Consider the following 22,252-nt stretch of genomic DNA (forward strand, 5'->3'; position numbering starts at 1 on the left):
CCGGAGCGTCTTCGCCCGCCATACGGTCCCTCGCTCGTCTCAGAGCGGCGGAAGCCTGTACCGGGCCACCCTGCCTCGGCGCGGTAGGGCACCCCAGCGATAGGCCAGAGCGACGCCGCCGCCGACGGCGATCAGGACAGGACCCAGAACCAGCAGCGGCGGATGACGCCACCACATCAGTCCGACACCCATGACCACCACCCCGAGCGGTTCGCACCACACCCAGGCGGAAGGCGCGGTCAGGGCGTCCCGGAGCCCGAGCCCCAGGAGCAGCAGGACCACGAAGGTGCCCTCCGCCTGGCTCGGCGCCCACGCAGCCGACTCACCGCGACTCGCCCTGCGGTGGTTACGACAACGAGCCGACCACATCAGCGACCAGCTCGACCCACCAGCCGCCCGCACCGTCCTGGCCTGGCTCCACGACCACCAGGCCCACGAACACGCGTTAGCCGTCCTCGCCTCCGGCACGCCCTACACCCACACGGTTTGCGACGACACCGTCCGCTACCTGCTCACCGCCCAACCGACCACAAGGCCGTATCTGTGACCCACGACCGAGCCGCCGACAACGAGCAGCTGTACCGCTACGAGATCACCGCAGCCCTGAACGCCGTCGTCCACGCCTGCCACGTCATCGTCACCGAACACAGCCACCGCGGCTTCTGGACCCCCAAGACCAGCACCGAACCGACCCCCACGCATCAGGACCTCATCGAGGCCGCCCGCCGCGACGTCCTCAACCGTCTCCAGATGGTCATCCACTGAGCTCTTTCAGAGTGGCCACTGATCGGGTGACCGGCCGGCGTTCCGCAACGCACAAGGCTCCTGTGCCGTTGAGAGAGGTGTTCGACGTCTCAACTCATCAGCTCAGGAGCCTCGTTGGTTCCCTATCCTGCCTCACTCGACCTGCCGCACGCCCTGGTCGAGTGGGTCACCATGCTCATCGTCACCCGTGAGGGTGACCGCCGCTGCAAGCTCCGGCCGCATCAGCGTGCTCTCGTCGCCCTGATCTACCTCCGCCGACATGACCCGCTCACACACATCGCTGCCGGCTTCGGCATATCCGTCGGCACCGCCCACGCCTACGTCACCGCCGTCGTCGGCCACCTCGCCCGCCGGGCGCCCGGCCTACTGCGGGTCCTGCGGGAAGCCGATCCCGATCACGTCCTGCTCGACGGAACGCTCGCCGAGTGCGACCGGGTCGGCGACAGCCGGGCCGACTACTCCTCCAAGCACAAGCGGCACGGGGTGAACGTGCAGGTCGTCACGGACCCGGCCGGGGAGATCCTGTGGCTGTCGCCCGCGCTGTCGGGCCGGACCCACGACCTGACCGCGGCCCGCACGCACAGGATCATCCGGATCTGCGAGCGGCAGGGCGTTTTGGTCCTCGCCGATATGGCCTACCTCGGTGCCGGTGACTGGGTCACCACCGCGAAACGCCGCCCGCCGAACGGCGAGCTCACGCCCACCGAGCGGACGGTCAACCGGGCTCTGTCCGCCGCCCGGGCATCCGTCGAACGCGGAGTCGCCCGTCTGAAATCCTGGCGAATCTTCCGACACGCACGCTGCAGCCCCACCCGCCTCATCGCAGTCGCAGCCGCCGTCCTCACCCTGGAGAGGCAACGCTGAAAATGCTCACTGTGCCGAGACGGTCGCCTACACCATCGAGCAGGGCCGCCAGCGCCAGCCCAACCGGCCGACTGAGTAACAACCTTCTCTACTAGTTCAAGTCGGCTCGCTCCGCTCGCCGCGCGCTCCCCGGCTCACCGCCGGGGGCGCCGCTCCTGTCTCCGCCCCGCTCCGCCCCCGGCTCCGCCGGTCGCGCGGCTGACCGAGCACGCCAGGGAGAGAACCACGGTCGTGGCTGGGGGCCGGCGCTCCGAGGCTTTAGGCAGCCACCTTGAGGCGAGCCTCGAAGATCGGGGCCCACATCGGGCTATTGCGGGCAGGCCAGGAGCCAGCCCGATTCGCGGCCAGCGTACGGGCCCCGATCTCTCGCCCCAAGGCAGCTCCCGCCCAAGCCTCTCCACACCGACCACGCGATACGGTGCGCCTCTCTGGTCGAGAGGAGCGGAGATGAGCGACCACGTGTGGCGACTGCGCCGTGGTGAGGAAGAGGTCGGCAAGCTCTCCCTCGAAGGCGTCGACATGTTCTGGCATGACTGTCGATTCGAGGCTTCGAGCGGTTGGCCCGCCCTCAGGCCTCTCTTCGAGGCTTCACACGCTGCTTGGGAGCGGCAGGACACCGATGCCGCCATGGAGGCCGACGAGGCCATCTACGCGTTGGAACTCGAGCTGGTTCCAGAGGACGGAAGCGAGCCCATCACAGACTTTCTGTTGCGCGTCAACGGAGACTCTGCGCGTTTCCGCTACTGATGGCCGGGCCGTTGCTGGGCCGTCCGAGGGCAGCCAACGGCGACCAACGTTGACAACCATCGGCGGGTAAGCCGCAGGTCATAGCGTTGGTCGCTGGAAGGCCTCCAGGTCAGCGAGAGCCCGCGTCACTTCTTCGGCTTCTGATTGCGGGTCGGTCGGAGACCGTGCCCCCTACGTGCCCGATCGCAGGGGGCCACAGGGAGCAATGGGCCATCCCGAACGCATGCCAGGGTTCGCGCAGTTCAGCAAAGTGCCAGGTCAGGGCGGAAGCGCGTACGCGATCTTCCGTCCTAGGTGAGTCAGTGGTGCCACTTAGAGTGCGTAGTGTCCGCACAAGATCGAGCACCCGAGGGTGGGGCATGGAGGAGCACGAGCGGTTCACACTGCTGCGGATCATCGGTAAACACGACGGCAGTGTCGTAGTCCAGTTGAACGACTCGTACGCCCCGGGCATCCCGGATGTGCAGGGACAGCTTCTGGTTCACAACGACTTCGTGTCCGGCATTCACGACACCTTCGTGGAGCCAAGAGACCTGCCCAGTTGGGCGCACGTATTGGACGAGGATGCCGCAGGGCGCAACGCCGTCTGGCGCGAGGCTGCGCGAGTCGCCGAAATAGGCATCCGTTTGGACTGGCGAGAGAACGACCACGATCGAATCACGGTCACCATCGACGACCAGCAAACCACCCGGCTGGCCATCTCCCTTGATGTGGACCGCGGCTGGATCGACGAGCAGCGTGTCTTGCTCGAAAGACTTCGTGCCGTATGGGCGCACCTACTTCCAGCAGACTGAGAAGCTTCGGACAGTACTACCGTCGTCGTCATACGTAGGCGAGTGCCCGGTACAGCAGCGAAGTACTGCAACCCCAGCAACCGATCACGTCCGGTAGTGCCCCTGTAAGGCCCGACGATGACCGGCCTGACCCGCGCTAACCAATCCACATAGAGCTACAGACCAGAAGAACACCGTGGACGAGCGGCCGGCGCAGCCCGGCGTCAGCCGTCTCGGTTTCCGTCTCATTCGCCAGCGTTCGCGCTCGTTCAGCGCGGTGCAGCGGTAGCGGCCGAGGGGCGCCGGCGGACGGGCATAGACGCAGGTGAACGACGGTGGACAACGTCAGTGGGCCACCCACAGGCTTGGAAAGCGTGCGCATGCCCCAGGTAGCGTGTCGGCCGTGCCAGCTCAACTGCTCTGTCCGCGCTGCCAGCAGGACTGGGTGCGCCCGTACCGCTTCAAGTCCGACGGCACTCCTTTCCTCCTCTGTACCGAGTGCGACTCCCTGTGGTGGCCCGACGAAGCAATCGACGAGGCTCAGGCCCACTTCCTCGACGATGTCGTCGCGGCACGCCTCGGAGTCGGCGGGAACCCGTGGAGCAGCCAGGTGTGGGGCGATGTCATCGAACCAGTGCCTGACATCCATCGCTGACATCAACGACAGCGGATGAGAGCGGACCTCCACAATCACCAACAGAAGTCACGGTGGAGCTGAGCACCGAATACATGGCTACGTGATCGAACTTGTAAAGCGAAGGTCGTCGGTTCGAACCCGACAGGCGGCTCTGGGGAGAAACCGCAGGATCACCTCGCGAAAACCGGGTGACATGCGGTTTTGCTGTACCGGAGGCACCTCCGCGAAGCCGGGCTCCTCCTTCGGCGTCTCTTCCGGCCCGGCTTGTGTGAGTGCTGCGTGAGCGGATGGGAGATCACTGGCCGTTCCGCCGCCGGACGGGGCGGCGCCGTTCGGACCGGTGACGACTGTCTCACCGCCGCCCGGCTCGCCGCTCTCCTCTGCCTGACCGGTGCTTGACCGCCCCGGCGCCGGCGGTGCCAGGGACGGGCCGCACTCAGCATCCTCGGCGCCCACGGTCACGTGGACGATGTGGAGAGCGCTGGCCGGCCGGCCCCTCCCGGAGAAGATTGATGAGCCCGCCCCGGCTTCCGCCGTCCGCACCCCGCGCGGAGAAGCCCTGTGCCGCTGCTGCCCTTCGCCGGCGCGGGTCGGCGTAATCCGGCTCCGAGGAATCGCCGCTTCACCCGGTACGGCTTCCCCGCCCCCGGGAACCGTCAACGGTGACGGCCGCCGATCGCCGTCGTCCGGCAGCCGCCGGCGGATCTTCCACCAACCCGAGGAGTCGACGTGTTCCAGGACGCTGCCGGTGGCGAGGGCCGGCGATGGGCGGCGGAGCCGGCGTTCTGGTGGGAGGCGCTCGATCATCTGGGCGCCGGCCTGGCCGTGGTGGCCCCCTCCGGTCTGGTCGTCGAGGTGAACCCCGCCGCCGAGGAGCTGCTGGGCCGCACCGCAGCGGCGATGACGGGGGAGGACCTCCACGGCCTGCTGCACCGCCACCCCGGCGGCACGGCGGGCGCGCACGAGGATTGCCCCCTGTACGCGGCCCTCACCGGCCGCGCCCCGGCCCACGGCGGGGAGGACGGCTTCCTGCGCGGCGACGGGCGTTCGGTCCAGGTCGCCTGGTCCGGCGCTCCCGTCACCAGGGACGGCCGTGCAGCGGGCGCGGCCTTGCTGTTCGCCCGTGCCGCCGCCCGCCCGGAGGCGCCCGAGGACAGGACGTCGCATGTGACAGCGCTGGAGGACCTCACCGACCGGATGGCCCTGGTGGCGGAGATCACCGCGGTCCTGACCCAGACCCTCGACACGGAGGAGGCCCTCAGCCGGCTCGGCCGCTTCTTGGTGTCCCGGCTGGCGGACTGGGCCGCCATCGACCTGTGCGCCGAGGACGAGGTCCGCAGGGTGGCGGTGACCGGCCCCGAAGGCCGTGACGCCGGGCGGGAGGCGTGGCGGGGCGCCCTTCCGGCGGCCGGGCCCTCCCGTTCCCCTCTGGTGCGGGTCCTGCACGGCGGTGAACCCGTGCTGCTGGGCCCCGGGGAGATCGCCGCGCCGCCCGACTCCCCCCTGGCCGCCGCACAGGCCGGCTTCCTCCACGCGCTGGACGCGACCTCCGCCGTCATCGTGCCCCTGGGAGCCGCCCGGCAGGTCATCGGTGCCCTCACCCTCGTCCGTACCGGCGCCGCCCGGCCGTTCGGCGCCGCCGACCTGGCGCTGGCCGCCGACATAGGCCGACGCGTCGGCCTGGCCATCGACAACACCCGCCTCTTCGGCCGTCAGCGCGAGATCGCCGAGGCCATGCAGCGCAACCTGCTCGCCTCCCTGCCCCAGCCCGGCCCGCTGCGCCTGGCCGCCCGCTACCAGCCCGCCCCCGCCGGTTCCCAGGTGGGCGGTGACTGGTACGACGCCTTCCCCCTGCGTGACGGCGCCACTGCGTTGGTCATCGGTGACGTCATCGGCCACGACCTGGCCGCCGCGGCGGGCATGGCCCAACTCCACGGCATGCTGCGCGTCCTGGCCTGGGACCGCACCGGACCGCCCAGCGCCGTCGTCGACCGCCTCGACGACGCCCTGCCCGCCATCACCGACGTCCCCATGGCCACCCTCGTCCTGGCCCGTGTCGAGGGGCCCGAGGAGGGTCCCTGGCGACTGCGGTGGACCAGCGCCGGCCACCCACCGCCCCTGCTGGCCACACCGGACGGGCGCGCCGAGTACCTCGAACAGGGGCAGAGCCTCCTCCTGGGCGCCCGCCTCGGCGACGGCAGGCGCCTCGACGCCACAGCGCCCCTTCCCTCCGGTTCCACCCTCCTGCTCTACACCGACGGCCTGGTCGAGGTCCCCGGCACCGATCTGGACACCGGCCTGGGCCGCCTCCGCCGCCACGCCGCCGCTCTCGCCCGGCGTCCCCTGGACGAGTTCTGCGACCGGATCCTGGCCCGCATGCCCCCCGGCAGCACCGACGACATCGCACTCCTCGCCCTGCGCGTCCCCGGCTGAGCCCCGGTGAGAACGAGACGGCGGACCACTGGCCGACCCGCCAGGACTCCTTCCGGTGAGGGTCCCGTGGGAATTCCCGGACCGAGGCGTGATGGCCTCCGTCGTTCCACCGGTGCCGGTGGCGGTGGCTAGGCGGGGAGGCGGGAGTTCCGGATCGGGGTTCCGGACCGGTGGAGGCCGGCGAGGGCCTGCCGATAGGAGGTGAGCAGGCCGGTCTCCAGGTAGTCCACCCCCAGTTCCTCGCAGTGGCGGCGGACGATGGGCTGTGCCCTGCGCAGGTTGGGGCTGGGCATGCTGGGGAACAGGTGGTGCTCGATCTGGTGGTTCAGCCCGCCCAGCAGGATGTCGACGAACCGGCCGCCGCGCACGTTGCGCGAGGTGAGCACTTGGCGGCGCAGGAAGTCCGGGCGGTCCTCGCCGGTCAGGATCGGCATGCCTTTGTGGTTGGGGGCGAAGACGGAACCGAGGTAGACGCCGAACAGGCCCTGGTGGACGGCGAGGAAGGCGATCGCCATACCGGGCGGCAGTACCAGGAACAGCGCGGTCAGGTAGACCGCGAAGTGCGCGAGCAGCAGCGTTCCTTCCAGTGCGCGGTGCCTCAGGGAGCGGTTCGCCAGTGCCCGCGCGCTCGCCACGTGCAGGTTCAGGCCCTCCAGCGTGAGCAGCGGGAAGAACAGGAAAGCCTGCCAGCGGCCGATCAGACGGGGCAACCCCTTGGCGGCGCGGGCCTGGTCCTGGGACCAGACCAGCAGGTCGGGGGCGATGTCGGGGTCGAGTCCCTCGTGGTTCGGGTTGGCGTGGTGGCGGGTGTGCTTGTCCTGCCACCATCCGTAGCCCATTCCGATGTACGCCCCGGCGATCCGCCCGGCCGTCTCGCTGGGCCCGCGTAGACGGAACACCTGGCGGTGGGCCACGTCGTGGGCGAGCAGGGCGACCTGGCCGAAGGCCAGGGCGAGGAAGGCGGCGACGGCCAGGGTCCACCAGCTGCGGCCGACGAGGACGAAGGCGACCCAGCCGACGGCGTAGAGCGCGGTCACCGATGTGATCCGGACGGCGTAGTAGCCGGGGCGGCGCTCCATGAGGCCGGCGGCGGTGATCTTCTTGGACAGCCGGGCGAATTCGCTGCCGGACGCGTGCGGGGGCGGAGGGTGGGAGGTGGAGTGCGTGGTCATGGAGGTGCGTCCTTCTCATCGGAGTACGGTGACGTGGTCCGGGCCATGGCCGGGCACAGGCGAATACGTGGAGCAGTTCGGTGTCGTGCGTGGTCGTCCTCGCTCCGCTCGGTCGTGGTGCCCGGGTCGGCGGGGCGGAAACCCGGCCGGCCCCGCCAGCCCGCTCCTGGGTGGTGTGGACCACCACCGCGTGCTCCTCGCGGGGCCTTTCCTGGCAGGCTTCGCGATGTGCGGTCGATCACGGAGACCGCACCTGTCCGTCCTTCACCGCACGGGCAGGGGACCCTCGTCCTTTCGTCCTTCACCCCCGTGTCGTTGTCGGAAAGCGGAGAACCGTTCGGGGCGCTTCCACCGAGGGCCGTTCCGCACCACGGCATGTGGGACGGCCCGTTCCCGCAGGCGGCCGGGGCCGGACTCCCCGGGGTGTGTGGGGTCGCGGGCCCGCGGCACGTCATGGGGCGGAGTAGGCTTGAAGAACCGGGAGTACTTCGTGCACATGCCTCCACGCAGGTGTCGTTCCCGGCGAGTGACTACACCGGGCAGTCGGAGAGAAACCGAGCCCGGAGGCGGGTTCGCGCCATGACCATTACCATCGACCCCACGCCGACCGGCGTGCGCGTTCCCTCGCCACCGGCCCGCCTGGCCTTGACCGCGATCCGTGTGCTTCCGGGGCTCCCCGGGGTGGACGGTGTCTGGTGGCCCCGGTCCCGTGATCTCTCCCGTGAGCTCCCCGCCTTGACGGACATGCTGGACGACGGCTGGGGACGTGTCACCCGCGCCACCGTTGACCCGACCGGCTGGCCCGTCGTTCCGCGTGAGGTGCGCGTCACCGGGCGCACGGTGCGCGTCGGGTGGTTCCTGGACGAGCACCACCCGTACGAACTGATCCTGCTCTCCCACGCCGCCGGCCGCTGTGAGCTGCTGGTGGTCCCGCCGGAGACGACAGGCGAGACGGCCGCCTGGCCGATGTCCGTAGCGACCGTGGTGGGAAGTCTCCTCACGGCCGGCGGGCTCATGGCGCGCGAGGAGGGGATCCGCACCGTCGCGGAGCCCCGGATCGGGAGCGGAGGGCGGCCGGTGGGGGCTTTCCTCTCGCCGCGTCCGCGTCTGACCGAGGTCGAACACCGAACGCAGAGGCTGTGAGGATCGTGGAGATCGGCATCACCGTGGCAGTGATCATCGGGGTGATCGTGCTGGGAGCCCTCGTGATCCACCGGCTCAACGCCCAGCGCGATGAACGGATCACAACGTTCCGCTACAGCGACGCCCAGTCCGGGCCCGGTGGCCCTGGCCCGAAGCCGAAGCGGTGGCGTCCGACCGGCGGACCGCCCGGTACTCACATCCGCCGCGAGCACCGTGACGGGCATTCCGGACGACGTCGGCTCGCCCCGGCCAGGCGAACAAAGGGCCGCGACTGAACGCACCACTCGTCAACACGCCGTTTCACCCGGGAAACGGGTTCACCATGGAGCCGGAAGAACCGATGCCCTCGGCCGGGTACGCCGAGGTCCTTATCGTCGCGGCGTCCCCGAGGTCGCCCGCCGCGTCGCGGAGGTCCTGCGCGGTTGCTTCGCCGCCGGACAGCGCAGCCATCCCGCCCACAGTGAAGGCGGCACCGGACTCCACCTCACCGTGGACACCGCTCACCCGGCAGGACCCGTGTCTTCCTGGCCGGTAACCGGCCAGACCTCCGGGAACGACCACGACCAGACCCGCGAGTCCTTAGGCGGAGCCCGCGAATGCCTCCGCTCGGTTCGTCCGCTTCACGGCCCGCACGCCGGTCCTCATGCGGTTAACAGGCAGACCACACGGAGCGGAGTCACCGCCGGCCGGGCTGCCTTCCGGGAGCGGGCGGAGCGAAACGGGCGAGACGGATGCTCGCGGTGAACGGCCGCCCGCAGGGGAGAGGGCACTCCCGGTGGTCCGCACACGGCCGGAGCCCGGAGCGCCACCCATGGCCGAACCCTCCCCGGAGCAGACGGCGACCCCACCGCACCGGTGGACCTCGTCGTTCGGGATCCGCGCCTACGTCGGTGTGGCCCCGCCGCGCCCGCCGCGCACCCGCAGGGAGCGTCCGGGAGACATGGGCGGCCGGGCGCCGTGCCGCGGTCCCGGTTGGTAGGTTCCAGCGCGTCCGGATGCGGGAAGTTCCACATCACGGCCGGAGGGAAGGACGGGACGATGGCACGCGATCAGGCGGAGCGGGACGCGATCACGGTGGAGATCGGCTACGCCGTCGTCTCCGCGGCCCTCCTCGCGGGGGCGGTGTGGCTGGTCCTGGCGAGTCCGGTCCTCCTGTTCGGTGTGGAGGGTTCCGCCGCGAGGGCCGTCACGGGCACCGCCACCGTCCTGGCGGCGGCCGTGCTGCTGTGGCGGATCGTCGGCGTCCTGTGGGGTTTCGACACGCGGCGGCGGAAGAGGCGGACGGACGGGGCCGGGTGAGGGCCTTCGCGTACCGGATGGCCGCGGGCCTCGGCCCGGAACATGACTTCCCGCCCGCCGAAGGGGCAGACGGACACGGGGAGGTGATGCCGTGTCGTCTGAGAAGAGCTGGATGTTCCAGGCCCTCGGCTCCCTGTGCTGGGTCGTGGTGGGCACGATCAACGTCGCGCTGGCCCTCCGCCCGGGCGGCGGTACGGGCCACTGGGCCCTGGCGGCCATCGCCTGCGTCGGTGCGCTGAGCCTGGGGAGCGCGGCCTGGTCGGGGCGGCGGAGGGCCCGCGGTTCCGTGGTGGAGGAGCGGGAGAGGGAGCCCTGCTGAGGTCGTGTGCGAGCGCGGCCGCGGTGCCCGTGGCCGCAGTCCGGTGGTACGGGCCTCCGGGGGCCCGGGCGGGGGCGCTTGCCGCGGTCCGGCCGCCGCAAGCGCGGAGCGGGCCGTCGGGGCCGCCCGTTCCGGAACGCCGACAGGGCGGCGGGGGCGCCGGTCGGGCGTCCCGCCGCCCTCTGCGTATACGTTCCGCACCGCTCTCGCGGTACGCGTCCCGCCGCGGAGGTCAGGCGGCGGAGATGGCCTCCAGGACGTCGCCGACCGCGCGGTCGGGCAGGGCGCGGGCCACATCGGCCAGCGCCACCATCCCCACCAGGTCGTGTCCGTCGATCACCGGAAGCCGGCGGACCTGATGGGTGCTCATGGTGCGCAGGATCTCGTCCGCGTCGTCGTCGGCGCCGATGGTCACGGCCTCGCCCTGGGCCAGGTCGCCCGCCGCCACCTGCGACGGGTCCTTCCCGGCGCCCAGGACCTTGACGACGATGTCCCGGTCGGTCACAACCCCCTTCAGGCGGTTGTCGGTTCCGCAGATCGGGAGCGCGCCGACACCGAACTCGGTCATCTTCCGCGCCGCTTCGAGCACGTTGGCGTCGGCGCTCACGCACTCCGCGCCCTCGGTCATGATCTCGCGTGCCTTCGGCATGGTGGTCCTCCTGTGTGCCGCGATGGCAGTGGCGTCCGGTCCGGGCGAACCGGGGAAGTCGGCGGAGCCGTCATCCCGTGGGCCCTTCTTCAACCAGATAACCCGGAGCTATCGGGTCAAACCGGGATTCAGTGAAGGCGCGGTCCGCGGAGACGGCGGACCGGCGGACGGGGAAGCCGACGGCGACCGCGGCGCGGCCAGGACCAGGACGCCGCCGTCCTCGGGGGTCAGCGCGACGGTGCAGCCGGCCTCGACGAGCAGGCCGACGAGCGCGGCGCGGGCCGGGAGGCCGCCGCGGTGGTCGGCCTCCCGCTGTGCGCGGTCCTCCGAGGGGGCGCAGCACACGACCACCCCGGCCGGTGCCGTGCGTATGGGCGGGCAGCCGTCGGCGGTACGGAACCCCGCCGCGGTGAGCAGGCGCCGGACCCTGTCGGCGAGATCGGCATGACGGGCGTGATGGGTGTGATGGGTGTGCACGCCGACCGGTTACCCCGCCGCGTGTACGGCAAGCGGTCGTCCTCGCCGGAGGCGGGCGCCGGGCGGTGGCCGCCACGGCCGCCGGCGATCCGTCAGGGGGTGTCCGGCAGCAGGGGCCCCGGCGCGTCGGTCTCGGCCAGGCTCACCAGGCCGGCGGCGATGTCGCGGAGTTTGGTGTTGGTGCGCTGGGAGATGGTCACCAGGATCTGGAAGGCGTCCTCGGGGCCGCAGCGCCGCTCGGCCTGGACGATGCCGATGGCCTGGTCGATCGTCGCGCGGCTGCGCATGGCGCGTCTGAGCTGGGACGCCTCCTGCTCCAGCTCCCGGTAGCGCCTGAGGTCGTGCGCGGCCTGTGCCAGATGGCGCTCGTAACCGCGCTGGGCGACGGCGGTGTGGGTACGGGCCGTCGGGGTGTCGGTGCGCCGGTAGGCGCGTTCGATGCGGGCCAGCTCCTCGTGGAAGCCGGTGACGTCCTCGACGTGGTGCAGAAGTCCGGCGACCTCCCCGTCGGGGTCGAGAACGGGGCTGCTGACCGGGCTCCAGTACTTCTCGCGGAAGCCGGTGGGGCTGCCGGAGTGGGGCACGTCGTACTTCAGGACGGGCAGGGACTGGGCCGCCCCGGTCGCCAGGACGCGCCGGAACAGGGCGTCCACGTCGCGCACGCCGCCCCCGTCCGGATCGTTGGGGTTGGCGGGATAGGCGTCGAAGACGTGCCGTCCGACCACCTCGTCCCGCTCGCGGAACGTCGCCTCCTCGCAGGCGCGGTTGACCTCCACGATCACCAGATCGGTGCCGAGCACCAGCAGGGGCGAGGTCGTGGCGCGGAATATGGCCTCGAAGTCGGCGGGGGACGGGGGAGACGGAGCCATATCTCTACTCATGCTCCAAGTCCGGCGTTCGATGCATACGGCCTCCGCGCGCGGAGCCGCCGCCGCGGCCCGCCGGGGCAGGGGCTTCACGGCGGACCGCCGGACGGTCCATGGTGCCGGTGCGGGGAAGGCCGGAACGGTGCGATCCGGAGGGAATGGGGCGGGAACGACACCTTTGGCTGGATCGTGCGGGTTGGGTGGTTGGCATCCGGCCCACTCGGCAACAGACCAGTATCGGGCGGGCTCCCGGAGCCCGGAAGCCTATGTTCAGGAGCGCGCAGTGACACGTCGTACGACCATGACCGCGATCGCCCTCGCGTCGGCCCTCCTCGTGGCGGCCTGCGGCGGGGCGGAGGGGGAGGAGGGAGCGGGAGGCGGCGCGAGTACGGCCGCGACGGCCGACCGGTCCGAGGACGCCGGACGGAGTGCCCCGCCCTCCGGGCCCGCCGGCGCGTCCCCCTCCGCCTCCCCGCCGCCGTCCCCGTCTTTGTCCTCGTCTCCGTCCGGGGGCGGACCGGAGGGCGTGGTGCTGCGCGACACCTCCCGCAAGACGGGGGCCGCCCGGGACGCGGGCGTGAACGACTTCCCGGAACTGCGCGGGGTGCGGGTGGGGATCCACGAAACATACGACCGGGTCGTCTTCGACTTCGACAAGGGCACCCCGCGGTTCGTCGCCGAGTACGTGGACACCCTGCACCAGGACGGCTCCGGCGAGGTCATCCCCCTCAAGGGCGACCAGGATCTGAAGATCTCCTTCCTCCGGGCCGTGCCCGACCCCGGCTTCGACGACGGCGGCAAGAACACCCCCGTCATCCGCGAATTGCGGTTGGTGAGCTACTTCGAGGGCGAGACGCTCTTCGGCGTCGGCGTCGATCCCGAGGGCGAGGGCCGGGCGGGCTTCCGGGTGACCACGGGCAAGAACAAGATCATCCTCGATGTGGCGCACAGGGCGGCGGTGGACTCGGGGAGTTGAGGCGGTCGGGAATCCGGGAGTGGGAGCACGACCCGCGGCGGCCGGCCGGGCGTCACGGGTACGAGCGCAGCGGTGGGAGGTCGGTGCGCAGCGTGAGGCCGGGCAGAGGATTGGCGGGCGACTCCGGGCCGTGGGAGGCGAGGACACCGTGATCCGGTGCGTCGAAGCCTTCGGGCCATCGCGTACGGCCGTTCGCCCGGGCTCCCTCCAGCCGGGCTTCCCGCAGGTCGGCGCCGCTCAGGTCGGCGCCGCGCAGATCGGCCATGCGCAGGTCCGCCCGGCGGAACGAGGCGCGGGACGCGCGGGCCCGGCACAGGTCGGCCTCCCGCAGATCCGCGTCGGTGAGGTCGGCGTCCTCCGGTTCCGTCTCGATCAGCAGTGCTCCGCGCAGGTCCGCGCCGGTGAGGCGGGCGGAACGGAGTACCGAGGCCGTCAGCTCGGCGTACCGCAGTACGGCCCCGGCGAGTGAGGTGCGCGTCAGGTTCACGGAGAACAGGCTCGCCGCCTCCAGGCATGCCCGGTCGAAGATGATCCCCTGGAAGTTCTGCCCGTCGCGGTCGGCGCGCCGCAGGTCGGTGGCGATGAGGTTCAGCCACTCGGGCTCGCGCCCCTCACAGAGCACACCCATGCAGGTCAGCGCGGTCTGGGCGTCCGGGGCGCGGGTCTCCGGCGGCGGCACGGAGTTGATCGGAGCGTCCGGTGCGGGCACTCCGGGTCCGGTGGGCGGCCAGCGCAGACGGGTTCGGAGGAAGGCGGCCATGATGGCGATGACGGCCTCACGCTCCCGGTCGGAGTGGTCCGCGACCCGCAGCAGGGCGTGGAGGCCGCCGATCCGCACGGCGGGCCTGTCGCTGCCGATCTGCTCCACCGCCAGCCCGAACCGGTCGGTGACCTGTCCTTCGCGAGTGGCCTTCAAACCCTCCTGGCCGATGCGCACCTGACGTCAGGTGACATACGCCCCGGCGAAGATGGCCAGTCCGGCGACGGCCTGGAGCAGGGTGGCGCGGACGTCGTTCACGGCGCTCAGCCGGTCCTTCGGCCCGATGCGCCCGCCCGCCAGATCGTGGTCGACCAGGGCTCCCGGCAGGTAGAGCACCGCCAGTGCCACCAGCGCTACCGCCGACAAGGCCGTGCCCGCCGCGGCCGCGGTCCTCCGGCCCTTCCGTTCCCGGTGGCTCCGAAGCTCCCGCATGGCTCCCCCGTGTCCTCGGCAGGCCGATCCTGGTCCGGGCACCGTCCTGCCGGACCACCGTTACCGGACCTCTGGCCAGCGGTCCTCCGGGCCGCTACGTTACCCCCGGTAACTAAACCCGTCCGTCCGAACCGGGAGCGCGCCATGACGCCCACACCGTCACCCCACAGCCCCTCCCCGCGACACCGCCCCTCCCGCCCATCCCGCCGAGCCCGCGGGATCGGCGGATGCGCCGCGGCACTCGTCCTGGCCGCCGCGGCCGCCGTACCCGCCTCCGCCGCGCCCGCCTCCGCCGCGCCCGGCGACGCGGGGGCGGGCGGCGGCCTGAACGAGGTGCTGTTCGTCGGCAACAACTGGGACGGGACCGCCGACGTCATCGAGTCCACCGGCGACTACGCGAAGGTCGGCCGCATCGACGTCATCCCCGACAGGAAGGAGCGGATGAGGGAGATCTACCTCAACCCGATCAGGCTCGCCTTCTTCCTCGGCATCCGCCAGACCGTCGGCGAGGGCCACGACCAGTACGTCGACGACATGTACTCCACCCCGGACGGCTCGGCCGTCGTCGTCTCCCGGCCCAGTTTCGCCGACGTGGTGTCGATCGACGTGGCCACGGGGAAGGTCAACTGGCGCTTCCCGGTGTCGGGTTTCCGCTCCGACCACATGGCGGTCTCGCCCGACGGCCGCCGCGTCGCGGTGTCGGCCTCCACGTCCAACACCGTCCACGTCCTGGACATCGTGACGGGGAAGGAGGTGGGGTCGTTCAGGACGGGCGACAAGCCGCACGAGAACGTCTTCACCGACGGCGGCCGGAACATCTGGAACATGTCCATCGGAGAGGTCAACAACGACCTCGACGCCCCCTGGCTGGACTGGACGAAGGGCGACCGGCGGATCACGGTCGTCGACGCGGCCACCTTCGAGCAGGTGAGGGTCGTCGACATGCGCGAGCGGCTGGACGCCTTCGGCCGCAAGGACCTCTCCGACTCGGTGCGGCCCGTGGCCTTCACCCCCGACGAGTCGAAGCTCTACTTCCAGGTGTCGTTCTTCAACGGCTTCCTGGAGTACGACGTGGCCGCCGACGAGATCACCCGGATCAAGGAGCTGCCCAAGAACCCGGCCACCGACGAGGACCGCACCACCTGGGTCAACGACTCGCGCCACCACGGCATGTCGATGAACCCGCAGGGCACGAAGCTGTGCGTCGCCGGGACGATGGACGACTACGCCACCGTCGTGGACCGCAGGACGCTGGAGGAGGGGCCGCTGGTGACGGTCTCCAAGCCGTACTGGGCGACGGTGAGCGGCGACGGCAGGCACTGCGTGGTCTCCGAGAGCGGATCCGACCAGGTCACCGCGATCGACTTCGCGACCGGCCGGAAGGTGGCCTCCGTGCCCGTCGGCGACCATCCGCAGCGGGTGCGCGTGGGGCACGTCCCGGCCGGGTGGAACGGCCCCTCCGCGGGCTGACACGCGGACCCCGCCCCCCGGCCCGCGCTCGTCCCGCCCGGCGTCCGTCGCCCCGCCCGGTCCGCCCGGGCGGGGCGAACGGGGACGACGGGGCGTTCCGTGCACGACTCTTGCCGTCCCGTCGCGGCCGCCTCTATCGTCTCGGGAGCGCTCCCACACCTTCCGTCGGCGCCCTGGCGCGCACGTCTCCGCCCGGCGCGTCGATGAATCGATTCACCAAGGCTCTTCCCCCACCCGTGGGCGCGCCACCCCTACTAGGAGCCGCCATGCCTGCCCACAGCACATCCGCAAGACCCCGCTCCCGCCTGAGAGGGCTGTACGCCGCCGCGTCGGCCGCGCTGCTGGCCGCCGTCTCGCTCGTCGCCCTGCCCGCGCAGGACGCCGACGCCGCCGAGATCGACACCTCCGCCTACTACCAGCTCGTCTCCCGCCACAGCGGCAAGGCGATCGACGTCTTCGAGCGCTCCACCGACAACGGCGCGTCCGTGGTGCAGTGGACGCCGGGGACGGGTGCCAACCAGCAGTTCCGCTTCGTCCCCTCCGGCGACGGCTGGTACCGGATCGCGGCCCGCCACAGCGGCAAGGTGCTGGACGTGGAGGCCCGCTCCACCGCCGACGGCGCGAACGTCGTCCAGTGGACCGACAACAACTCCGCCAACCAGCAGTTCCGCCTCGCCGACTCCGACGGCGGCCACGTCCGGCTGATCAACCGCCACAGCGGCAAGGCGCTGGACGTGTGGGAGCGGTCCACCGCCGACGGCGCGCGGATCTCCCAGTACACCGACACCGGCGGCCACAACCAGCAGTGGCGCCTGGTGGAGGTGGGCGGCGGGGACGGGGGGAGCGGTGAGCCCCCGGCCGGGAACGCCAAGCAGATGGAGAACCTGAACCGGGGCCTGGTGTCGGTCCGTTCGGGCACGGGCAACCTGGTCTCCTGGCGCCTGCTGGGCACCGAGAGCCGCGACACGGCCTTCAACCTCTACCGGGGCGGGACGAAGGTCAACTCCTCGCCCATCACCGGCTCCACCAACCACCTGGACGCCGGCGCCCCCGCCGACGCCTCCTACACCGTGCGCGCGGTGGTCAACGGCACCGAACAGGCCGCATCCGCGCCCTCGTTGCGCTTCACCGGCGGCGACCACCTGGACGTACCGCTCTCCCGCCCCAGCTCCACCCACACCCCTGTCGAGGCCTCCCCCGGCGACCTGGACGGTGACGGGCAGTACGAACTGGTCGTCAAGTGGGACCCGGACAACGCCAAGGACAACTCCCAGTCCGGCACCACCGGCAACGTCTACATCGACGCCTACCGCCTCAGCGGCCAGCGGCTGTGGCGCATCGACCTGGGCCGCAACATCCGCGCCGGGGCGCACTACACCCAGTTCCAGGTCTACGACTACGACGGCGACGGCCGGGCCGAGGTCGCCATGAAGACCGCCGACGCCACCCGCGACGGACGCGGAACCGTCATCGGGAACGCGAGCGCCGACCACCGCAACTCCAGCGGCTACGTCCTGACCGGCCCCGAGTACCTGACGATGTTCGACGGCCTCACCGGCGCCGCGCTGGACACCGTGAACTACGAGCCCGGCCGCGGCAACGTCTCCTCCTGGGGCGACTCCTACGGCAACCGCGTCGACCGCTTCCTGGCCGGCACCGCCTACCTCGACGGCACCCGGCCCTCCCTGATCATGGCCCGCGGCTACTACACCCGCGCCACCATCGCCGCCTGGGACTTCCGCGGCGGAAAGCTCACCCGGCGCTGGCTGTTCGACTCCAACGCCCCCGGCAACGGCGCGGCCTACGGCCAGGGCAACCACCAGCTCTCCGTCGCCGACGTGGACGCCGACGGCCGCCAGGAGATCGTCTACGGCTCGGCCACGGTCGACGACAACGGCACCCTGATGTACGCCACCGGTTTCGGCCACGGCGACGCCCTGCACGTGGGCGACTTCGTGCCCTCCCGCCCGGGCCTGGAGGTCTTCACCATCCACGAGCCCGGCAACCAGCCCGGCTCCGACCTGCACGACGCCCGCACCGGCCAGGTCATCCACCGCACGCCCACCAGCGGCAGCGAGGGTCCGGGACGCGGCGCGGCCGGCGACATATACGCGGGCAACGCCGGAGCCGAGTTCTGGGGTTCGGGCCCGAACATGGACCGGCTGCGCAACGCCTCCGGCGGCGAGGTGGGCCGCAACCCGTCCTCGGCCAACTTCCTCGCCTGGTGGGACGGCGACCCGGTGCGCGAACTGCTCGACGGCACCCGGATCGACAAGTACGGCACCGGCGGCGAGACCCGCCTGCTGACCGGCAGCGGAGTGGCCTCCAGCAACGGCACGAAGTCCACGCCCGTCCTCTCCGGCGACCTGTTCGGCGACTGGCGCGAGGAGGTGATCTGGCGGCACAGCGACAACTCCGCGCTGCGCATCTACGCCACCACCGCCACGACCGGCCTGAAGCTGCACACGCTGGTCCACGACGCGCAGTACCGGGTGGCGCTGGCCTGGCAGAACACCGCCTACAACCAGCCGCCGCACCCGAGCTTCTTCCTGGGCCAGGGCATGAGCACCCCGCCCCAGCCCAACGTCTACCTCCGCTGACCCCCCACGGGAACGGGCCCGCCCGCGCCGCGTCACGCGGCGCGGGCGGGCCTCGGGGTTTCCGCGGTCCTGCGGCCGGGCGGGCCGCCGCCCGAGCGGTCTCGGCGCGCGGGGTGAGGTCCACGCGCAGGTCCGGGCCCAGCGCCTCGGCGAGCCGGCCGGCACGGGCAGCGTGGGGACCGCGCCCCCCGCCTCGAACCGGGCGGCCGCCGACTGCGTCATCCGGGCCCTGCGTCCCACCTCGCCCCGAGGCAGCCCGAACCGGGCGGCCGGTCAGGGGACGAGGACGACCTTGCCCAGCGTGGCGCGGGTCTCCAGCGCGCGGTGGGCGCGGGCGGCGTGGGCCAGCGGGAAGTGGTGGACGGGCGGGACGAGGACGCCCGCGGCGGCCAGCGCCATGGCCTCCTCCTCCAGCACCCGGATGTTCCCCATGCCGCCGACGCGGTCGAACATCGGCCTGCCCAGCACCGAGAGCGAGGTGACCCCCAGCTCCCGCTGCTCCTCCTCGCTCAGCACGGCCTGTCCCTCGGGCGAGAAGCCGGTCGAGGCGTAGCCGTACGAGAGGTGGGAGCCGCCGGGGGCGAGGAGAGCGGTGGCGCTGCGGCCGAGACCGCCGCCGACGCCTTCGAAGAGGTACGTGACGGGCCGGTCCCCGAACTTCTCCCGGATCCGCTCGGCCCAGTCGCCCCGGGTGTAGTCCACCGCCAGGTCCGCGCCCAGCTCCTCCACCGTCCGTACCTTCTCCGGTCCGCCCGCCGCGCCGACGACGGTGGCGCCCCTGTGCCGGGCGTACTGGACGAGGAGCGAGCCGATGCCCCCGGCGGCGGCCAGGACCAGCACCGTGTCGGCGGGGGAGAGCTCGGCGAAGCGGAGGATGCCCATGGCGGTACGGCCGGTGCCGACCAGGGCGACGGCGTGGTCCTCGCTCAGGCTGCCGGGCAGCGGGTGCAGCCGCTCGGTACCGGCGACGGCCAGCTCGGCGTACCCGCCGGGCGCCATGCCCAGGTGGGCGGCGACGCGGCGGCCCAGCCACGCCGGATCGACGCCCTCGCCCAGCGCGTCCACGGTGCCTGCGACCTCCCGTCCGGGGATGGCCGGCAGTTCGGCGGGTGCGGGCACCGGGCCGAGCCGCAACCCCTCGCGCAGGGCGGTGTCGACCAGGTGCACCCCGGCCGCCGCGACGGCGATCCGCACCTGGCCGGGGCCGGGCCGGGGGTCCGGGACCCGCTCGTAGCGGAGGTTCTCGGCGGGGCCGAAGGCGTGCAGACGTACGGCATGCATGGTCTCTCCCCGTGGTTGTGGCGGGTGGTCACCGCCGATCCGGCGGTGACCACTCTCCGACCTCAAGTGCACTTGAGGTCAAGGCCGTTGGGGAGGGCGCCGCGGCACGCCGGAACAACGCCGGAGCCCGCAACGGGCAACCCCGTACGACGCCCCGGCACAACCTTCGGCGCTCCCCGGCCGTCCAACCGGTGCGCGGGGAACCTCGGCGCACTGCAATGACCGACCACACCCCTGGGGGAAAGCAATGAGACGTGTCTCCGTCGGGCGCCCGGTGCGCCTCGGAGCCTGCGCCGTCGCGGCGGCGGGTCTGCTCGCGGCCGGCCTCGCCTCACCCGCGTCCGCGGACGATCAGCAGAGCGACCAGCTGTGGATCATCGTGCCCTACGAGCAGAAGCTGCCGCCCGGCACGGGCGGCGAGGAACCGGAGCCCCGCTCGTTCGGCGTCTCCCTCCACCACGACAACAGCAACTTCACGGTGACCGACGGCGAGGTCACCGTGGACGTCTCCGAGCTCGCCGGCGTCGCCGAGGTGACCTGGCCGGAGAACTGCGCACCGAGCGGGGCGGGCGCGGTGTGCCACGTGCCCGAGGTGCCCGTGACCGGCAACGACGAGCAGATCCGCCTCACGGTCCGTGCGGCCGACGGCGCGGTGGCCGGTGCACAGGGCAGGATCACCTACGAGGCGACGGCCACCGGCGGTCCCCAGGGCACGCTCACCGCGCCCCGCGAGAGCTTCGAGACCACGGTCACGGTCGCCTCCGGACCCGACCTGGCGATCGCAGGCATCGACCCGATCGAGCGCGCCGAGCCCGGCGACGACAGGACGATCCCCTTCGAGCTGACCAACAACGGCAACGAGAGCGCGCACGGCTTCACGGTGCGGCTGATGGCCTCCTACGGCCTGAAGGAGATGACCGAGTACGACGCGTGCACGTACACGCGGTCGAGCGACGACGAGTACGCGCCGATGACGCACGCGACCTGCTCCTTCGACCGAGTGCTGGCCCCGGGCGAGTCCTTCCGGCTGCCCAGGCCGCTGAAGGTGGAGTTCGCCCGGCACGCGCTGGCGGAGCGGCTCGACATCGACGTCGAGCCGGGCGGCGGCGCCGAGGACCTCGACCACCACGACAACTACGTGGCGCTGGAGCTCGGCGCCGACAACACCGCGGACTTCTCGGTGACCGGCGACGCGGTCTCCGGCGCGGCGGGCGAGACGGTCACGGCCCGGCTGACGTTCGGGAACAGCGGCCCGGCCTGGTTCGGCAACCTCGGTTCCGGTGACCCGGTCGCCGTCGTCCAGCTGAACGTCCCCGAGGGCACCACGGTCACAGGCGTTCCGTCCGGCTGTATCCCGCGCACCCTCTCCGGCGGCTACCACCCGCGGCGTACGGGCGCCCCCCGCTACGACTGCGAGCTGCCGTACTGGGTGCCGGAGAAGGTCGAGCGCTCGTACGTCTTCTCGCTGCGGATCGACACCGTGACGAGCGGCACGACCGGCGCCGTGAGCGTCCGCCCCGGGTTCGGCACGTTCACGTTCGACCCGAACCCCGCGAACAATACGGCGGTCCTGGCCGTCAACTGACCCGGCTCCCGGCTGACGGCGGTGCCCCCGTGCGCGCGGCGCGCGGGGGCACCGCTTCGCGTGCGCGGGAGCACGGGCACCGCCGGGGCGCCGGGTGCCCGCACGGGGCCGGGACCGCCCCACGGCCCCGCCCCGGACGGGCCCGGAACCCGGGCCGCCGGCGGAGGTGAGGGATCAGATCCTGGGGAAGCGTGCCTGGAGGTCCCAGACCACCGGGTTGTCGCCCAGCCCCTCGTGGATGTCGGTGAGGTCGGCGATCAGGTCGTGCAGGAAGTCGCGGGCCTCGCGGCGCAGCTCACCGTGGTTGACGGTCAGCGGCGGTTCGTCGGCGGGCAGCCAGTCCGCGGTGACGTCCACCCAGCCGAAGCGGCGCGCGAAGTGGAGGCTGTCGGCCGACTCCACGAAGTCCAGCTCGGCGTACTGAGGCTTCGCGGCGCGGCTGCCGAGCGGATCGCGGTCGAGGCGCTCGGCGATGTCGCACAGCGCCCAGGCGAAGTCGAGCACCGGCACGGTGCCGCGAGCGGTGGACAGCTCCCGGTCCGTCTCGGTGTCCGCGAGGTAGACGTCGCCGCAGAACAGGTCGTGCCGCAGCGTCCGTACGTCCGCCGAGCGGTAGTCGGTCTGCGGCGGGTCGGGGAAACGGCGGGAGAGGGAGTAGCCGATGTCGAGCACGGAAGCGATGGTGGCACGACGGGACGCGCGTACGCCCGCCGGGCGGGGCTGCTCCTCGTCGCCACCGGGCCGGCATCCCCGGGCTCCCACTCGACGACGAACGATCCCTTGCCGACGACTACGACCGTCCGCACGATGCCCTGCTCGGCCGGCAGCACCGACGTCCTCCCGGTGGCGCCTCGGGCGGTGCCGGACTCCCGCACCGGCCGGTCCGCACCCGGCACCGCCCGGCACCGCCCGGCGCGGTGGGTGGTCGCCGCTCCGCCCCCGCCGGGACGGAGCGGAGGCCGAGCCGCTCTGCGAGGGCGTGACCGCGCTGCACCGCTCCCGCC

Annotated in this window: 24 protein-coding genes and 1 pseudogene; 16 read left to right on the forward strand and 9 right to left on the reverse strand. The window is 72.0% G+C overall.

Annotated elements, in window-relative coordinates:
* The first annotated feature begins 190 nt into the window (after positions 1–190).
* The 7 genes from QPK52_RS15125 (at position 191) to QPK52_RS15155 (ending at position 6,219) form a co-directional block, all read left to right on the forward strand.
* Positions 191–547 (forward strand): hypothetical protein, encoded by a 357-nt coding sequence (locus QPK52_RS15125; RefSeq protein WP_410538010.1) that lies wholly within the window; start codon positions 191–193, stop codon positions 545–547.
* A complete protein-coding gene (locus tag QPK52_RS15130) occupies positions 544–765 on the forward strand; it encodes a hypothetical protein (RefSeq protein WP_410538011.1) in 222 nt (73 codons plus the stop codon). Before QPK52_RS15125 ends, QPK52_RS15130 begins: the two co-directional genes overlap by 4 nt.
* Before the next feature lie 114 nt (positions 766–879).
* On the forward strand, positions 880–1,629 hold the full coding sequence (locus tag QPK52_RS15135) for a transposase (RefSeq protein WP_410538012.1): 750 nt from the start codon (positions 880–882) through the stop codon (positions 1,627–1,629).
* A gap of 447 nt (positions 1,630–2,076) precedes the next feature.
* Positions 2,077–2,376 carry a hypothetical protein gene (locus QPK52_RS15140; protein WP_410538013.1) on the forward strand — a complete coding sequence of 100 codons (300 nt, stop codon included), beginning with the start codon at positions 2,077–2,079 and terminating at the stop codon, positions 2,374–2,376.
* A gap of 359 nt (positions 2,377–2,735) precedes the next feature.
* Positions 2,736–3,170: a DUF5959 family protein gene (locus QPK52_RS15145; protein ID WP_410538014.1), complete on the forward strand. Its 435-nt coding sequence runs from the start codon at positions 2,736–2,738 to the stop codon at positions 3,168–3,170.
* 382 nt (positions 3,171–3,552) lie between these two features.
* A complete protein-coding gene (locus QPK52_RS15150) occupies positions 3,553–3,804 on the forward strand; it encodes a hypothetical protein (protein ID WP_410538015.1) in 252 nt (83 codons plus the stop codon).
* A gap of 711 nt (positions 3,805–4,515) precedes the next feature.
* Entirely contained in the window at positions 4,516–6,219 is a 1,704-nt protein-coding gene (locus tag QPK52_RS15155) for a SpoIIE family protein phosphatase (RefSeq protein ID WP_410538016.1), read from the forward strand.
* Positions 6,220–6,347: 128 nt separating this feature from the next.
* Here QPK52_RS15155 and QPK52_RS15160 read toward each other — a convergent pair whose 3' ends face one another.
* Positions 6,348–7,391 (reverse strand): fatty acid desaturase family protein, encoded by a 1,044-nt coding sequence (locus QPK52_RS15160; RefSeq protein WP_410538018.1) that lies wholly within the window; start codon positions 7,389–7,391, stop codon positions 6,348–6,350.
* 579 nt (positions 7,392–7,970) lie between these two features.
* Here QPK52_RS15160 and QPK52_RS15165 point away from each other — a divergent pair.
* Both QPK52_RS15165 and QPK52_RS15170 read left to right on the forward strand, forming a co-directional pair.
* Entirely contained in the window at positions 7,971–8,534 is a 564-nt protein-coding gene (locus tag QPK52_RS15165) for a DUF5994 family protein (protein WP_410538019.1), read from the forward strand.
* 5 nt (positions 8,535–8,539) lie between these two features.
* Positions 8,540–8,809 (forward strand): hypothetical protein, encoded by a 270-nt coding sequence (locus tag QPK52_RS15170; protein ID WP_410538020.1) that lies wholly within the window; start codon positions 8,540–8,542, stop codon positions 8,807–8,809.
* 25 nt (positions 8,810–8,834) lie between these two features.
* On the opposite strand, the gene QPK52_RS15175 is transcribed toward QPK52_RS15170, so the two are convergent.
* Entirely contained in the window at positions 8,835–8,984 is a 150-nt protein-coding gene (locus QPK52_RS15175; RefSeq protein WP_410538021.1) for a hypothetical protein, read from the reverse strand.
* 588 nt (positions 8,985–9,572) lie between these two features.
* Between QPK52_RS15175 and QPK52_RS15180 the strand changes: the two genes are divergently transcribed.
* Both QPK52_RS15180 and QPK52_RS15185 read left to right on the forward strand, forming a co-directional pair.
* The gene (locus tag QPK52_RS15180) at positions 9,573–9,833 is read left to right on the forward strand and encodes a DUF6332 family protein (RefSeq protein WP_410538022.1); all 261 of its coding nucleotides are present in this window, start codon (positions 9,573–9,575) and stop codon (positions 9,831–9,833) included.
* A 91-nt stretch (positions 9,834–9,924) separates the two neighbouring features.
* Positions 9,925–10,152: a hypothetical protein gene (locus QPK52_RS15185; RefSeq protein ID WP_410538023.1), complete on the forward strand. Its 228-nt coding sequence runs from the start codon at positions 9,925–9,927 to the stop codon at positions 10,150–10,152.
* A gap of 232 nt (positions 10,153–10,384) precedes the next feature.
* Here the strand turns inward: QPK52_RS15185 and QPK52_RS15190 are convergent, their stop codons facing one another.
* From QPK52_RS15190 to QPK52_RS15200, 3 genes are all read right to left on the reverse strand, one after another.
* Entirely contained in the window at positions 10,385–10,801 is a 417-nt protein-coding gene (locus QPK52_RS15190) for a CBS domain-containing protein (RefSeq protein ID WP_410538024.1), read from the reverse strand.
* Between the two features lie 108 nt (positions 10,802–10,909).
* A complete protein-coding gene (locus tag QPK52_RS15195; RefSeq protein ID WP_410538025.1) occupies positions 10,910–11,278 on the reverse strand; it encodes a hypothetical protein in 369 nt (122 codons plus the stop codon).
* 92 nt (positions 11,279–11,370) lie between these two features.
* Positions 11,371–12,147 carry an ANTAR domain-containing protein gene (locus QPK52_RS15200; RefSeq protein WP_410538026.1) on the reverse strand — a complete coding sequence of 259 codons (777 nt, stop codon included), beginning with the start codon at positions 12,145–12,147 and terminating at the stop codon, positions 11,371–11,373.
* Positions 12,148–12,427: 280 nt separating this feature from the next.
* On the opposite strand from QPK52_RS15200, the gene QPK52_RS15205 reads away from it, so the two are divergent.
* Entirely contained in the window at positions 12,428–13,120 is a 693-nt protein-coding gene (locus QPK52_RS15205; protein ID WP_410538027.1) for a hypothetical protein, read from the forward strand.
* Between the two features lie 52 nt (positions 13,121–13,172).
* Here the strand turns inward: QPK52_RS15205 and QPK52_RS15210 are convergent, their stop codons facing one another.
* Positions 13,173–14,036, reverse strand: a complete 864-nt coding sequence (locus QPK52_RS15210) for a pentapeptide repeat-containing protein (protein ID WP_410538028.1) — start codon at positions 14,034–14,036, stop codon at positions 13,173–13,175.
* A 27-nt stretch (positions 14,037–14,063) separates the two neighbouring features.
* Complete coding sequence (locus tag QPK52_RS15215; protein ID WP_410538029.1) at positions 14,064–14,312, reverse strand: hypothetical protein; 249 nt, start codon at positions 14,310–14,312, stop codon at positions 14,064–14,066.
* A gap of 144 nt (positions 14,313–14,456) precedes the next feature.
* On the opposite strand from QPK52_RS15215, the gene QPK52_RS15220 reads away from it, so the two are divergent.
* The 3 genes and pseudogenes from QPK52_RS15220 to QPK52_RS15230 all read left to right on the forward strand — a co-directional run bounded on the left by QPK52_RS15220 (position 14,457) and on the right by QPK52_RS15230 (position 18,382).
* Positions 14,457–15,782: a YncE family protein gene (locus tag QPK52_RS15220; RefSeq protein WP_410538030.1), complete on the forward strand. Its 1,326-nt coding sequence runs from the start codon at positions 14,457–14,459 to the stop codon at positions 15,780–15,782.
* A gap of 266 nt (positions 15,783–16,048) precedes the next feature.
* Positions 16,049–16,555: pseudogene (locus QPK52_RS15225) on the forward strand (RICIN domain-containing protein); the annotation flags it as partial.
* 39 nt (positions 16,556–16,594) lie between these two features.
* Positions 16,595–18,382 carry a rhamnogalacturonan lyase gene (locus tag QPK52_RS15230; RefSeq protein WP_410540340.1) on the forward strand — a complete coding sequence of 596 codons (1,788 nt, stop codon included), beginning with the start codon at positions 16,595–16,597 and terminating at the stop codon, positions 18,380–18,382.
* 273 nt (positions 18,383–18,655) lie between these two features.
* Here QPK52_RS15230 and QPK52_RS15235 read toward each other — a convergent pair whose 3' ends face one another.
* Positions 18,656–19,663, reverse strand: coding sequence for a zinc-binding dehydrogenase (locus QPK52_RS15235; RefSeq protein WP_410538031.1), 1,008 nt, complete (start codon positions 19,661–19,663; stop codon positions 18,656–18,658).
* Between the two features lie 247 nt (positions 19,664–19,910).
* Between QPK52_RS15235 and QPK52_RS15240 the strand changes: the two genes are divergently transcribed.
* Complete coding sequence (locus QPK52_RS15240) at positions 19,911–21,248, forward strand: hypothetical protein (RefSeq protein ID WP_410538032.1); 1,338 nt, start codon at positions 19,911–19,913, stop codon at positions 21,246–21,248.
* A 174-nt stretch (positions 21,249–21,422) separates the two neighbouring features.
* On the opposite strand, the gene QPK52_RS15245 is transcribed toward QPK52_RS15240, so the two are convergent.
* Positions 21,423–21,920, reverse strand: a complete 498-nt coding sequence (locus QPK52_RS15245; protein WP_410538033.1) for a hypothetical protein — start codon at positions 21,918–21,920, stop codon at positions 21,423–21,425.
* Positions 21,921–22,252 lie beyond the last annotated feature (332 nt).

This window comes from Streptomyces sp. KL2 (assembly GCF_046529545.1).
Lineage (GTDB): Bacteria > Actinomycetota > Actinomycetes > Streptomycetales > Streptomycetaceae > Streptomyces > Streptomyces radiopugnans.